Raw genomic sequence first — 14,325 nt, 5'->3', positions numbered from 1 at the left:
TGCCTGATCCTCTGCCTGCCCTGCTTAGATTCCTGGCCAGGCCAACGACGGGGTAAAGCCGCTGGTGGCAGCGACAGAGTGAGGCGCAGAGCAAGGCAAGGGGTGGGCGCTGGTAAGTGACCCTTGCCCTGCTCTTGCCTGTCAGCTTCGCCAGGCCAGCCTGGACGGCCGAACAAGTGAGGCAAGTCAAGACACGCAGGCAGGGCGACCGTCAGCTTCGGCCCGGCTCAGATCCCCCAGCGCAGGGCTGGAGTCAGCACAGGGGCATCCCAATAGCGCAGCATCTCGTCATCGACGCGCAGTAGCGTAATGGAGCAGCCAGCCATCTCTAACGAGGTGATATAGCTGCCAACCAGGGAGCGGGCAATGGTGATGTTGCGCCCCTTGAGGATACGCGCCAGTTCGCGAGCGACGATGTATAGCTCGATCAAAGGCGTGCCCCCCATGCCATTGACAAAGGCCAGCACGCGCTCGCCGGCTTTCAGGCCGAGGTCTTCAATGATAGGATTGGCCAGCATCTCGACGATGTCGGCAGCTGGGGCCAGTTTGACACGGCGGCGCCCTGGCTCACCGTGGATGCCAATGCCGATCTCCATCTCATCCTCGCCCAGATCAAAGGTGGGCGTACCCTTAGCGGGGACTGTGCAGGAGGTCAGGGCCATGCCCATGCTGCGCCCCTGCTCGTTGACACGCTTGGCCAGGGCCGCCACCTGCTCCAGCGAGGCACCGCTCTCGGCCAGCCCCCCCACGATCTTCTCCAGAAGTACGGTGACTCCGACGCCACGCCGACCAGCGGTGTAGAGGCTGTCCTCGACGGCAACGTCATCGTTGGTGATGACGCTGGCGACTTCGATGCCTTCAGCCTGGGCCAGCTCCGCCGCCATTTCAAAGTTGAGGACGTCACCAGTGTAGTTCTTGATGATCTGGAAGACGCCAGCTCCACCATTGACGGCCCGCATGGCCGCCAGAATCTGGTCGGGAACCGGCGAAGTGAAGATGGCACCAGGACAGGCTGCATCAAGCATGCCTCTCCCCACAAATCCCCCATGCATCGGCTCATGACCGCTGCCCCCTCCCGAGACAACGCCTACTTTGCCGCGCACCGGTGCGTCTGCCCGCACAATGATCTGATTCTCCAGATCAACGCGGATCAGCTCGGGATGCATGGCAGCCATGCCTTCTAGCGCTTCTTTGACGACCGTCTCTGGACTGTTGATGAGCTTCTTCATGCTGCCTCCTTTTCCCAGAAGTCGAGGGCCGCTCCGTTGCCCTCCTCTGACCTCAAACAGCGGCTCTGCCCCTTGCCCCGCTCGCACTCCCTCTCGCTCCAGAGCCGCCCGCCGGCCCGCCATCGCCCACGGAGATCTTCCTCCGCCTCCGATGGCCTCGTTCAGCATATCCGCTCGGCCCGGCAGGCGCCCGCGCCCGCCTGCCCCCCGCTCGCTACAGATGAGAGCCTCTGGCTTTGCCTGTCTACTCTCTATGACATGCAAGATTCGTGCCAGCCTCGCCTCGCGCAACGGGAGGGGCTTCCAACAGGCCCTCGCACGCCCACCTCCCCCCGCCGCTTCCCAGATGGCGTTGCATCATTGCAACATCTCTCCAACTTGGTTTCATTATTGAAACATACTTTGTTTCATTATGGCAACGCCTCGCTCGGGCCAGAGGCCAGGAACGAGGAGGCGCGGGGAGTGGGACGCAGGCCGTAGCGCACCATCTTGCGCCACAGGGTTGTACGGCTAATGCCTAGCAGGCGCGCTGCTGCGCCCGGGTGCCCATGACAGTGCTCCAGCGCTTGCAGAATGGCGCTCGCCTCGGTCGAGCGATTGCGCTCCCTGAGCGGATGCAGCCCCGGCATGACTGGCTCCGCTTGCCAGCCATTGCCGCCTGCCTGATCGTGGTTCGACTGCTCTATAAGAGACAGCTCCTCCACCGAAGAGGTGGCCGTACTTGCCGGCTCCGTTTCGGCAGCCTGGCGGATCTCTGGCGGCAGATCCTGCACGGTAATAGTATCGGAACGCGCCAGGTAGGTGAGGCGCTCCAGGAGGTTTTCTAGCTCACGCACATTGCCTGGCCAGCTATAGCGCTCCATCAGGGCCAAAGCCTCCGGCGTGATGCCAAAGGAGCGGCCCAGGGTCCGACTCTGCCGCTGGAGAAAATGCTCAACCAGCAGGGGCAGATCCTCCAGGCGCTCGCGCAGGGACGGGATATGAATAGAGAGGACATTGAGGCGATAGTAGAGATCGGAACGGAAGGTTCCGCGCCGGACTTCTTCACGCAGGTCCTTATGGGTCGCTGCGATGATGCGCACGTCGACGGGAATAACGCGTTGTCCCCCGATGCGCACGATGGTCCGCGTCTCAATGGCCCGCAGCAGGGTGGTCTGCAGGTCCAGGGGCATGTCGCCGATCTCATCGAGGAAGAGCGTGCCGCCGTGCGCCTGCTCAAACTTGCCTGAGCGCCCCTGGCGGTCGGCGCCGGTAAAGGAGCCACCTTCGTAGCCGAAGAGTTCGGTGTTAATCAGCTCGCGTGGAATGGCGGCGCAGTTGATGGCAACGAAAGGGCCATCGGCCCGGGGGCTGTTGTTGTGAATGCTCTGAGCGAAGATTTCTTTGCCGACGCCGGTCTCGCCATGCAAGAGAACCGTGGAATTGCTATGCGAGGCCAGGCGCGCCAGACGCAGGGCTTCTTGCAGCGGGGCACTGCGCCCTACGACGTTGGCAAAGGTCAGACGCGCCCGCGCTCCGGTCATTCTGTTCACCAGCTTCTGCACGCGCTCGATGCTGCGCAGGATGAGCACGAAGCCGTCGGAGATCAGCGGCCCACCAGACGCGCCACCTACCGTCAGACGCCCAAGGGCCGGCTCAGGTTCGCCCGCCGTGAGCGCGATGGGCTTGAGCGAACAGAGGCAGGTCACCCGGCCCCGCGTTGTCTCAAAGACGATTTCTTCCTCGTTCAAAGGCTGCTGACAGGCAAGCGCTTGCTGGAGCAGTGCAGGCAGCGGCAGTACGTCGCGCAGGCGTCGCCCCATCACCCGCGCTGGCACCAGTCCCAGCAAGGTGCCAGCAGGTCCGTTCATCTGGGAGATCACGCCGTCGCGCCGTAGCAACAGGATGCCTTCCGGCAGGCTTTGCAGGATAATTTTCAGCTCGGCGAGCAGCTCGTTGGCGTTGCCGAGCCAGACCTGCATCTGAAGCTGACCGCTAATGACCTGGGCCGCGGCGGCCACCATCCCGAGGGTATGGGCATGGCTGCGCTCACAGGGACCAGCCACCGCCAGAACACCAACCGCTTGCCCAAGGGGATCATGCACCGGTGCAGCAGCGGTGTAGAGGGCGTGCAGGGCGGCGCGGTAGTGCATGGCGCCCTCTAGCTGAATGGGAAAGGACTCCTGTAGGGCCAGGGCCAGGGCATTGGCTCCCTGTTGCTCTTCGTCCCACAGCGTCCCGACACGCATTCCTAACGGCTCAAGCCGGGTGCGCGCTTCAGGGTCGCCAATCAACTCGATGATGCGCGCTTCGGCGTTGGCAAAGATGACTAGCGAGTCCGATCCTTCAATGAATTGATAGAGGTCCTCCATCGCTGGCCGAATGAGAGCAAGCAGGCGGCGAGAGAGCGGCTGCGAGGCCGTGGAACCGGGGTCGGGTGCTGGTGGCTGGCCATAGGGATCGAGTCCCAACGCCGCGCAGCGCCGCCAGGATTGCGCCAGAGCCGGCGGCAGGAGTTCCTCAGGCAAACGACCCTGCAGAACGAATTGCTCCCAGATCGCGCGGTAGTCTTGGGCGCTGCTGAGCATGTTCCCTCCATCTCCGGGCAGTTGTCGCTGCCGCTGTATTGCTCGCCTTCACCAGCCCGTGATCAGCTGGCAACAGAGCGAGCGACAGATAGGGCAGTCTGCAACTTCGGCTGGCCTGGATAGTACAGTATAGCACAGCGCTGGCCCCACCAGGGTTCTGCCCCAGCAGAGCCAGCGTCTTAGACTCAGCCGCGCGATAGCAAAGCGCTCTTCTCTCTTCGCCTCGCCCGACCGACTCGACTCAGCCAGGGGCTAGTAGCCGCCGTAGTCGCCTTTCGCCGTCACTTTCCCCCAGAAGAGCCGGTAGGTAAAGACGAAGTAAATCACGGCCAGGACAATGCCGATGAGCCACCAGACCAGGCCAACCGTCAGCCCGTAGGGGCTGCCGGAGGCGTTGTCAACGGTCAGGCTATGAGCTGGATTAACGGCGGGCAGCACATCGGGATAGAGACCGAAAGCAGAGCTGGCCAGCATGCCCGCAATGAAGGCGCAGGACGAGAAGAAGGCCGCCAGATCTCGATTGCGGAAGGCGAAATGACCTACTCCCAGCAGACCGATGAAGGCAACCAGGGGGAAGATGGCCCCCCAGGGGCGGGCATTGAAGCTGGCGTAGATTTGTGGCTGTATCACGAAGGTGGCGATCGTGCTCACCACGGTCAGCAGGATGGTAATCGGCCAGCTGATACGCAGGATACGCCGCGCGCGTGCGTTGAGGACGCCATCGGTCTTGCGCGCGATGTAGGCCGATCCGTGCATGGTCAGAGTACTGGCGGCCATCAGGCCGATCAGGATAGTGTACCAGTCCAGGATGCCGGGCGTCTTGCTAAAGGGGTTGAAATCGGTCCACAGTGGCTCAAAGAAGACGCCATGTTCATCCAAGGGCACGCCTCGGATCACGTTCGCCAGGGCGGCGCCATAGAAGATGGCCAGCAGCGTGCTGCCGAGAAAGAACATCCCGTCCCAGAAAGAGGCCCAGACGGGGCTGGGCACGCGCGAGCGCAACTCGATGGAGACGCCACGCCACATCAGCAGCCAGAGTACAATACAGAGCGGCAGATAGAAGCCGCTGAAGCTGGAGGCATAGAGCACCGGGAAGGTGAAGAAGAGGGTACCGCCAGCGGCGATAATCCAGACCTCGTTGCCGTCCCAGACTGGACCAATGGCGCGCAGAATCAGGCGCCGTTCCTGGTCGTTGCGGGCGGCCATCAAGTGAATGATGCCGGCGCCCAGGTCGAAGCCGTCCAGCAGGACATACATAGTCAACATAAATGCGACGAGAATAAACCAGAGTGTTGCCATCAGCCTTGACCTCCCTCGCTCAGCTCAACCTTCCGCCACCGTACCGGTGGCCAGGCCAGGCAGACCGCCCTCCTCGGCGACCTCGGCCTCCTCGCCTTCGCCACTCTCAGGCCCCTTGAGGGCTTCGGTGACCGAGAGCACCACATAGAGCAGACCGAGCAACAGGTACATGCCGGCAAAGCCGAGCAGGGTAAAGAGTACATTGCCCGCCGAAAGGTTGGCCGACGAGCCTTGCGCCGTCGGTAACAGCCCGTAGATGATCCACGGCTGGCGGCCCAACTCGGTCGTGAACCATCCCGCGGTATTGGCAATGACCGGGAACGGCGTCGCCAGCATCAAGATCCACAGCATCCAGCGCGTTGTGAAGAGACGTCGCTTCCAGAGCCAGAGCAGACAGGCTACTCCCATGATCGGGATGAAGAAGGTGCCCAGGCCGACCATGATGTGATAGCTATAGTAGAGTAGCTCGATCGAATCAGGGCGCTGATTCGGCGGGAAAGCGTCCAGGCCCTTGACTACCGCCTCCCAACGGCGATAAGTCAGGAAGCTGAGCACTTTGGGTACAATCAGCGGGTTGTCAAGCTGGCCGGTCGCTGTATTGGGCTGACCGAGAATGACAATTCCAGCTCCCTGCTCAGTATGAAAGAGGCCCTCGAAGGCCGCCAGCTTGACCGGCTGATATTTAGCCACCTGCTGGCCCTCCAGGTCGCCGCTAGGATAGAGCTGGATGACGCTGGCAATGAGGCCGACGATGACGCCCAGGGTCACAAAGATGCGCCCGTAGTCAACGTGGCTCCTGGCCAGCAGGTAGTAGGCGCCCAGGCCGGCCATGATGAAGGCCCCTGTGACAACCGCCCCACTCATGGTGTGCAGGTACTGCGGGAAGATCCAGGGGTTGAGCAAGACCTCCCAGTAGTTGGAGATGTGCAAGCGGTTGCCAACGATGGTGTAGCCAACCGGGTGCTGCATCCAGGCATTGGAGGCCACAATAAAGGCCCCCGAGGCCCAGGTGCCCAGCCAGACCATGACGGCTGCCAGCCAGTGCACTTTCTGCCCGAAAACCTTCTCGCCGAAGAGAAAAACGCCGAGAAAGGCCGACTCCAGGAAGAAGGCAAAGGCTCCTTCCATCGCCAGGGTCTGGGCGATGATGTCTCCGGCGTAGGCCGAGAAGCGTGCCCAGTTGGTGCCAAACTGGAACTCCATCGGGATGCCGGTGACAACGCCCAGCACAAAGCTGGTGGCGAAAATTTTGGCCCAGAAACGGGCGCTGATGTTGTAGCGCTCGTCCTTCTTGATCAGGTAGAGCGTCTTTAAGAGCACGATCAAGAAGGCTAACCCCATTGTGATCTGGGGAAAGATATAGTGATAGCCTACGGTGAAGGCGAATTGTACGCGCGATAAGATGGTCGATAGGTCCATATGCAGACCAAACCTCCCACGAACTAACCGAAACGCCACTGCTGCGACGCTGGGGCCCACAGCCAGGATTGCGTACGGCTCACTCAGGCCACAGGCAGCAGAGCGTTTTGCACTTCCCACAAACGTCGATAGAGGCCGCCTTGCGCCAGCAGTTGCTCGTGTCTGCCCCGCTCAACAATGCGGCCTCCATCTACAACCAGAATTTCATCCATCTGCTCCATGTGCAGGAGACGATGGGTCACGAGCAGCGTTGTGCGACCTTGCATCAATCTATCCAGCGCCTCAAACAGCGCCTGCTCGGTAAGACGGTCCAGATTCGCGGTAACTTCATCGAGCAAGAGCAGCGGGGCATCCTTGAGCAGGGCGCGAGCGATGGCCAGACGCTGGCGCTCGCCGCCAGAGAGCTTGAGGCCCTGCTCACCAACCCAGGTGTCGAGGCCGGCGGGCAACTGGCGTACGAAGTCGTCAAGCTGGGCCAGTTCCAGGACGCGCCAGAGCTGCCCTTCCGTGGCGGAGGGTGCTGCCAGACGGAGATTGCCGCGAATGGTGTCGTTAAAAAGATAGGTATCTTGCGTTACAACACCCATCAGGCTGCGCAGATCAGCCAGGGCAAAGGAACGAATGTCTTGGCCCGCCAGCAGGATGTGCCCCTCCTGCGGGTCCCAGAAGCGCATAACCAGGCGGAGCAGGGTACTTTTGCCAGCACCGCTCGGGCCGACGATCGCCACGCGCCCCCCAGCCGGAACGTGGAAGGAGATGTTCGCCAGGGTGACCTGACGCCCCTCTTCTTCATAGCGGAAGGTGACGTCCTCAAAGGTCAGCGCCAGCGACCTGGTAGCCGGGATGGGCGCCGGCTGCTCTGGATCGCTGACAGCGGGCGCAGTGTCGATAATGCTAAAGAGGCGCTCGCCCGCAGCCAGCGAGTGGCCAAGCTGTCCGAAGGACTGAGCCAGGGGAGTGATGGCTTCAAAGGCTGCCAGCACGAGCATGGCTAGAAAACCCAGATAGATGCTGTTGATCTGCCTGGTCGCCGCCAGAGGAATGGCGAGCAGCAAGATCGACCAGACCGCCAGGCCCGTTAGTAGCTCTTGCAATCCCTCCTGCAACCCCCCAGCCAGAGCCAGCCGACGCTGGAGACGGTCGAGCCGCTGCTCCCAGGAAGCCAGCTGCGCACGCCGTCGCGCCGCCTGTCCGTAGGCCAGCAGATCGCTCATTCCCTGCAGGCTCTCCACGATGTGCATGTTGACTCGGCCACGGAGCGCTAGCTGCTCACGCCCCAGGCCGCGCGTCAGGCGGAGGGCTAGCAGTGGCAGCCCCAGTCCTGTGATGAGCAGGAAGAAGAGGGCCGCCAGGGCCAGGACCGTGTTGAAAATGGCCAGGAGCCAGCAGGTGATGACCGTGACCAGCGCCGCCACCAAAACCGGTGCCACAACGCGCAGGTAGAGATTTTGAAGTTCGTCGACGTCGGAGACCAGGCGTGCCAGCAGGTCGCCGCTGCGCAACTGGAAGAGGCGCGCCGGCGCCAGAGGGGCCAATCGGCGATAGACAGTCACCCGGATATGCGCCAGCAGACGGAAGGTGACATTGTGCGATAGCAAACGCTCGCCATAGCGGGCCGCCGCTCGCACCAGGCCCATCAGGCGTACGATCGTAATGGGAATGCTCAGCAAGACGATCATGGTCACGATGGCCGCCCCGGCGATCAGGTAGGAGGCCATGCTCAACAAGAGCATGTTGGCCGCGACCATGACGCCGCCCAAGAGGACCGTCACGATGATCTGTGGAGTAAAAGGACGGAGAAAAGCCAGTAGACGCCAGGCCGTTCTCATCGATGGTCGCTTGGTGGTCATAAAGCCTCAGCCTCCTTCCCGGGCACGGCCCCAGCTTCCTGCAGGCGGGCCGTCATTAATTGCGCATAGGCGCTCGTGGGTTGTTGCAACAGAGCCGCAGGGGGACCGGACTCGATCAGACGCCCACCGTCGAGTACCAGCACCTGATCGGCAGTAGCCACCGTGTTGAGGCGATGGGCGATGACCAGAACCGTGCACTGGCAGCGCAGACGAGCCAGAGCTTCGCTCAACAGGGCTTCGCTTTCGGGATCAAGGCTAGAGGTTGGCTCATCCAGGATCAGCAGCGGCGCCTGCTTTAAGAAGGCCCGCGCCAGGGCCAGGCGCTGAAGCTGACCGGCACTCAGTCGCAGACCTTGCTCGCCCACCTCGGTGTCATAGCCCGCCGGCAGCTCACGGATGAAGTCCGCCGCCCCCGCCAGCTCGGCGGCACGCTCTACTTCTTCGTCGCTGGCCCCAGGACGCGCCAGGCGAATGTTGTCGCGCACACTGCCACTAAAGAGATAGGGACGCTGAGGCACCAGCGCTACGTACTCCCGCCAGAGATCCGCCGGCAGGCGATCCAGGGGCAGCCCATTGACTAAAATGGCCCCACTCTCGACCTCCATGAAGCGCAGCAGTAGATTGACGAGCGTGCTTTTTCCCGCTCCGCTGCGCCCAACCAGAGCCGTACAGGAACCCGCAGGCAGGGTAAAGCTCACCTGTTGCAAGGCCGGGCGCTCGCTGTCGGGATAGCGATAGGTCACTTGCTCGCAGGTGAGCGTCAAAGGGGCCGCTGGTAGCGACCGCGACGCCTCCCGCGGTTCGCGAACCGGCGGTACGCTGGCCAGGATCTCTAGCATGCGCTGGGCCGCAACACGCCCCTCCATACCAGCATGATACTGCGTGCCCAACTCTCGCAACGGGCGATAGAATTCGGGTATAAGCAATAAGACCAGAAAGGCTTGCTCAAAGGGTAGCTCGCGGTTGATGAGGCGCACACCCAGGAAGACAGCGATCAGACCAATGGCCAGCATGGTCATGAATTCCAGGACCGCGCCGGAGAGGAAGGCGTAGCGCAGCACTCTGAGGGTGCGACGGCGATATTCATCGCTCAGGCGGGCCACGTGCGCTTCCTGGGCGCCGCTGCGCCCAAAGAGATGGAGCGTCACCAGGCCCTGGATGGTATCAAGAAAGTGCGCGCTCAGCCGCGCCAGGGTTGTCCATTGACGCTGGATGTGTTTCTGGGAATAGCTGCCCACCGCAATCATTAGAATAGGAATGACAGGGCCAGTGATCAGCAACAGGATGGCGCTGAGATGGTCAAGCGGCCAGATAATGACCAGCAAGAGGAGCGGAATAACCAGGCTCCAGACGGCCTGTGGCAGGTAGCGAGCCACGTACGTCTCCAGGCGCTCACAACCCTCATTCAGCGTGGCAACCAGCTCGCCGCTGCGCTCGCCACGCACGAAGAGAGGACCGAGGAGCAAAAGATGCGCGAAGAGACGGCGTCGCATCTCGCTCTTGACCCGATTGCCGGCCCGCCGCGCGCTGAATTCGCGCAGCCAGACCAGGCCGGCCCGCAAGCCAATGATCAGCAGCAGGGCTGCGAGGGCTAGCCCGACCTGCTGCAGATCAGCATGGCCAAGAAAGACGCGCGCGACGACCCAACTGAGCAAGGCCATCTGCCCAACGGTAGCCAGCAGTGCCAGCAGACCTGCCAGCACACTTAACGCCAACGGCCAGCGTGCCGCAGTACAGTAGTGCAATATCTGCTTCTCCATCGCACTCCTCTTGGCAAAATCAGCTATCAGGTCTCTCAGGTCTCTCAGGTGTGCTCTCAACACCCTATACTCTAGCGTAATCCCAGGACGCTGCAATCGGGGGAGAACCTGAACTTTTTTGCGGAGAATACCGTATCCGCTCTGTCCTGAGAAATAGTAGAACACCTGAGAGGCGAAGTTGCAACGCCGCCCGGCAATTGAGAAAAGGCTCAGGCTCTTTTGTGAGCAGATCGTAAGGCAATCTCACCCGAGACGAGCGAGCATGAGAACAGGCGAGAACCTCGGGCTGCAATCAAAACACTCACTTCAGCAGTATTAAAAAAGTGACAAAACATCTGTGAAGTTATTCCTGGTAGCAGCATCCATCTCCTGGCACAATTGCTGGTGCAGGGTTCTGAAGAGCGAGCAACCCTGACCGAGCCGAAATCAGAGGAATAGCCACGAAGGAGAGACATCCACATGATTGACTGGTACCATCTCGTGCTCTTCTTGCATATTCTGGGGGTCCTGGGCCTCTTCATGGGGGTAGCGGTGCAGCTGATCAGTATGCAGGGAGCACGCCGGGCGCAGAGCGTAGAGGCTGTCCGTCTCTGGAGCAGCGTACTCCGGCCCCTGGGGAGATTCATGCTGCTGACCTCCTTGCTCATCTTGTTCGCTGGCCTGGCCATGTTGCTGGAGGCCTGGGGCTGGAGCCAGGCCTGGCTCGATATCTCGCTGGTTCTCTTTCTCCTCACCGGCCTGGTGACCTCACGGGTCAATAGCGCTCATGGGCGCCGCCTCGGCTCCCAGTTGGCACGCGCCGGAGCGGGACCGGTTAGCCCAGAGCTACGCCAGCTCCTGACACATCCCCTGCCCTGGACCACGACAATTACAACCTCGACCCTGGCCGTCGGCATCGTGTTCTTAATGGTCATGAAGCCAGACTGGATCGGCTCGCTCCTGACAGTCGCCGTTGCTGTCCTCATCAGCGCAGCCATATCGGGTCTGGTGATTCGCCAGGGTGGAACCGGCCCGGCTATGACTCCCCAGGACCAGGAGTCGCTTTCAGCTTCACAGACCGCCAACCGGCGGTGAGCTGAGGATCTGCCTGTCAACACAGCATGCGCGGCGAGCCATGAGCCTGGCCAGGAGGCCGCTGGCACGCAGGCACCAGCGAACCTAGACAGTACTGGCCAGGTTCCCTTGCCCCTGAAAAAAGGTGTTGACTAATTGAGCCACCCGCGTTATAATAATGTCGCAAGCCGTTGTGAGAGCCACATTCCTCGATAGCTCAACGGTAGAGCAACCGGCTGTTAACCGGTGGGTTGCAGGTTCGAATCCTGCTCGAGGAGCCACATAAGCAGTGAGCCACAGAAGTCAGCGCTTCTGTGGCTCTTCTTTTTGCAGGCGATGGCCTGCACGTTTTTTTGGGGACCATCGCCTCCCTTCCTCCCTCCCAAAGCGAGCTGCTTACCCCTCTGCAGGCTCAGCGAGGTGCTGAGCCTCGCCGCGCTCGACCGAACCTCCGGCCCGGCTGTCTTCTTCAGCCTCAGTCGGCGGGCTAACGGTCTCGGCGAAAACGGGGCGCAGCTCGCTGATGGTCGGTGGACGACTTCCGCCGCCACCGCGACGCTGCAGGCAGAGCCGATAGCTCACGCGGTCGGGTCGATAGTAGCGTTCCTGTATATAGACAGGGGCATTTCCTCCGGTGCAGGAGAGGCGGCGAATCAGCAGTAGGGCAGCCCCCACGGACACCTCTAGCAGGCGCGCCTGCTCGGACGTCGCATTAGCCGCCGTGATCTCAAAGGTACCTGCCTCAATGGGGATGCCGTAGCGCGACTCCAGCAGATGAAAAATCGTCTCGCGGCTTAGCTCCTCCTCGGGCAGAAGCACGCCGAAGCGCATCGGTAGCCAGGTGACATCGAAGGCAATAGGCCGGCCATTGGCCAGGCGCAGACGATCAAGGCGCATCACCTCCTCACCCTCACGCAGACCAAGGGCGGCGGCCACCGCCGGGCTGGCCGCCTCGCGCTGGAAGGCGAGCACCCGCGAGGATGGTTCAAGACCAGCCAGCTCCATGTCCTCGACAAAATCGGTCAGACGGACAAGGCTCTGCTCGATGCGCTTCTCGGCTACATAGGTACCTTTACCATGACGCCGCACGACCAGACCCTCGTCTTCCAACTCGTTGAGAGCCTGACGTACCGTAATGCGACTGACTCCGTAGGTCTGCATCAGCTCCTGCTCAGTCGGCAGGCGATCGCCAGGACGATAGACGCCGCGCTCGATCTCGCCACGCAGAATCTGCTCCAGCTGGTGATAGAGCGGCGTCGGCCCAGGCATCAATTGCTGTGGTGTTGGCATACTTCTCCTCAGCCTGGCCCAGTTCGCTTCCGTTCGCTTCCGCGACTATGGTTATGATGATATGTTCACAGCGGAACACTGCCCCTCATTATAGGATACCAGAGCATGTGCGGCAAGCCATTATGCGGAAGGGGCACTGAGTGGGGCAAGTGCAGCAAGAGCACGCTGCAGCCGTGTACGCGCCTCCTGAGCGATCTGTTCAAGCTGGGGATTACCGCTCACCGCCAGCATGGCCTGGGGATCGGCTATCTCAACACGGCTGCCGTCAGCGACGGCACGCACTACGACATTGCAGGGCAGCAGGAGACCGATCTCTGGCTCGAGTTCTAACGCCCGATGAGCCAGGTGGGGATTGCAGGCTCCCAGAATCACGTAGGGAGCAGTCTCCAGCCCGAGCTTGTCACGCAGCGTGCGCCGCACGTCAATTTCAGTCAGGACCCCAAAGCCTTCCGCCTTGAGGGCTTCCTTGATACGTTCGATAGCCTGCTCATAGGGTAGAGCCAGCGTGATGCCAAAACCGTAGGCTACCATCGGTTTTCTCCCTCCTTCTTTACACTATTCTCCTGGCAGAGACTGGAGGACGCTCCAGCCTCCTGCTAGTTTGCTTGCTACGACTGATCACTATGGCCAAAACTACAAGAGGGGCGCTTTTCTGCTCACTCGTGGCCCCACAGCTGAGCGAACGCAGGCGAAGACTGGGCCGCAGGCGAGAGGAGAGGGCGCAGCCGAATGTCAATGGCAAACCGCGCTGGCAGAGAGCACGCGCCCCTACTGGCGGGGTCCTGATCCGCTGATCTCGCTCTCCTCTACTGGCGGCAGATCCTCCAGGGCCATCGCTGAGCCGAGCTGGAGCGTCTGCGCCAGCGTGGTAAAGCGCTCCTGAACACCAGCGCAGACGATGTCGCACAGGGTCAGGACGCTGGGGTCAGCCAGGGTATAGTAAATGCTGGTGCCAACCTTGCGCCGCTTGACAAGTCCTCCCTGCATGAGGGCCGCCAGATGCTTCGAGACATTCGGCTGACTGGCCCCCGTCAGAGCCACCAGCTCGCCAACACTGCGCTCACCGCCCGTGAGAGCCGCCAGGAGCTTGAGACGCAGTGGCTCCCCCAGGAGGCGGAAGCGCGCCGCAATCAGCTCAAGCAGCGGATCGGGAAAGCCCCCTTCGCTGCTGATCTGCTTCCAGCGCGTCGCGCTCTCCGGGTCACGCGGCTGCCACTCCCCCCCGTCTTGAACCGGCTGGAGTCTCTCCTTTGTCAAGATGCTCTCCTTTCTCCCTCTGAGTAGAGGTCAACGGGTGAATGTCCATCATCACCACTTGACTTCATGACTATATAGTAATATAATTAGAAAGGAAAGTCAAGGAGAGTGAGCTGGCCCGCGAAAGGCGGGCAGCCCCTCCGTCAGCTAAGCGAAAGAGAGAGCAAGGTTCATGTTTGGACGATTTCTACGACACTCAGAAGAAGCACAGGCTGTTGCGACAATCGATGTCCGCCAAGCCTGGGAGCGCCTGTCTCGCGCGGACAGCGAAGCCGTTCTGATCGATGTGCGTGAACCGTGGGAATATCGCAGCGGCCACGCGCCGCGCGCCGTCAATATTCCCCTTGGACAGCTCGCTACGCGCGTCGATGAGGTACCGCGCGATCGCGAGGTACTGCTGATCTGCTTGAGCGGTCATCGCAGCGCTCAGGCAGCCCGGCTGCTCCAACGTTTGGGTCTCTCGCGCGTAGTCAATGTGAAAGGCGGGATCACGAGCTGGCGCCTGCACGGGCTGCCCGTCGAATAGCTCCTTACCTTAGATGGCCAGGAGTGCCAGGACAGCCACAGCTTCCATCCTTTGGGGCGGGAAGGTCAGTGCCAT

At 61.5% G+C, this 14,325-nt stretch carries 11 protein-coding genes and 1 tRNA gene; 3 read left to right on the top strand and 9 right to left on the bottom strand.

The features are described 5' to 3' along the window. Nucleotides 1-227 precede the first annotated feature (227 nt). The 6 genes from dhaK to cydD all read right to left on the bottom strand — a co-directional run bounded on the left by dhaK (nucleotide 228) and on the right by cydD (nucleotide 10,124). Nucleotides 228-1,229: a dihydroxyacetone kinase subunit DhaK gene (gene dhaK / locus KTAU_RS18205; protein WP_151729710.1), complete on the bottom strand. Its 1,002-nt coding sequence runs from the start codon at nucleotides 1,227-1,229 to the stop codon at nucleotides 228-230. 410 nt (nucleotides 1,230-1,639) lie between these two features. Continuing rightward, nucleotides 1,640-3,796, bottom strand: coding sequence for a sigma-54-dependent Fis family transcriptional regulator (locus KTAU_RS18200; protein ID WP_151729709.1), 2,157 nt, complete (start codon nucleotides 3,794-3,796; stop codon nucleotides 1,640-1,642). 252 nt (nucleotides 3,797-4,048) lie between these two features. Further along, nucleotides 4,049-5,095, bottom strand: coding sequence for a cytochrome d ubiquinol oxidase subunit II (cydB, locus tag KTAU_RS18195; RefSeq protein ID WP_151729708.1), 1,047 nt, complete (start codon nucleotides 5,093-5,095; stop codon nucleotides 4,049-4,051). A gap of 24 nt (nucleotides 5,096-5,119) precedes the next feature. Further along, nucleotides 5,120-6,514, bottom strand: a complete 1,395-nt coding sequence (locus KTAU_RS18190) for a cytochrome ubiquinol oxidase subunit I (protein WP_151729707.1) — start codon at nucleotides 6,512-6,514, stop codon at nucleotides 5,120-5,122. Nucleotides 6,515-6,597: 83 nt separating this feature from the next. Then, the gene (gene cydC, locus KTAU_RS18185) at nucleotides 6,598-8,364 is read right to left on the bottom strand and encodes a thiol reductant ABC exporter subunit CydC (RefSeq protein ID WP_151729706.1); all 1,767 of its coding nucleotides are present in this window, start codon (nucleotides 8,362-8,364) and stop codon (nucleotides 6,598-6,600) included. Further along, nucleotides 8,361-10,124 (bottom strand): thiol reductant ABC exporter subunit CydD, encoded by a 1,764-nt coding sequence (cydD, locus tag KTAU_RS18180; RefSeq protein WP_151729705.1) that lies wholly within the window; start codon nucleotides 10,122-10,124, stop codon nucleotides 8,361-8,363. The genes cydC and cydD overlap by 4 nt, the downstream gene beginning before the upstream one ends. Before the next feature lie 459 nt (nucleotides 10,125-10,583). Here cydD and KTAU_RS18175 point away from each other — a divergent pair, with 459 nt between their 5' ends. Beyond that, nucleotides 10,584-11,198 (top strand): DUF2269 family protein, encoded by a 615-nt coding sequence (locus tag KTAU_RS18175; protein WP_151729704.1) that lies wholly within the window; start codon nucleotides 10,584-10,586, stop codon nucleotides 11,196-11,198. Nucleotides 11,199-11,383: 185 nt separating this feature from the next. Beyond that, nucleotides 11,384-11,458 (top strand) — tRNA-Asn (locus KTAU_RS18170). 115 nt (nucleotides 11,459-11,573) lie between these two features. On the opposite strand, the gene KTAU_RS18165 is transcribed toward KTAU_RS18170, so the two are convergent. From KTAU_RS18165 to KTAU_RS18155, 3 genes are all read right to left on the bottom strand, one after another. Beyond that, entirely contained in the window at nucleotides 11,574-12,467 is an 894-nt protein-coding gene (locus KTAU_RS18165) for a GntR family transcriptional regulator (RefSeq protein WP_151729703.1), read from the bottom strand. 120 nt (nucleotides 12,468-12,587) lie between these two features. Next, nucleotides 12,588-12,998, bottom strand: coding sequence for a DUF302 domain-containing protein (locus KTAU_RS18160; protein WP_151729702.1), 411 nt, complete (start codon nucleotides 12,996-12,998; stop codon nucleotides 12,588-12,590). A gap of 237 nt (nucleotides 12,999-13,235) precedes the next feature. Then, entirely contained in the window at nucleotides 13,236-13,724 is a 489-nt protein-coding gene (locus KTAU_RS18155; protein WP_228026528.1) for an ArsR/SmtB family transcription factor, read from the bottom strand. A gap of 172 nt (nucleotides 13,725-13,896) precedes the next feature. Here KTAU_RS18155 and KTAU_RS18150 point away from each other — a divergent pair, with 172 nt between their 5' ends. Then, on the top strand, nucleotides 13,897-14,250 hold the full coding sequence (locus KTAU_RS18150) for a rhodanese-like domain-containing protein (RefSeq protein ID WP_151729701.1): 354 nt from the start codon (nucleotides 13,897-13,899) through the stop codon (nucleotides 14,248-14,250). The last annotated feature ends 75 nt before the right edge of the window (nucleotides 14,251-14,325 follow it).

It is taken from the genome of Thermogemmatispora aurantia (assembly GCF_008974285.1).
Lineage (GTDB): Bacteria > Chloroflexota > Ktedonobacteria > Ktedonobacterales > Ktedonobacteraceae > Thermogemmatispora > Thermogemmatispora aurantia.
This window is presented reverse-complemented; position numbering and strand designations above follow the sequence as displayed.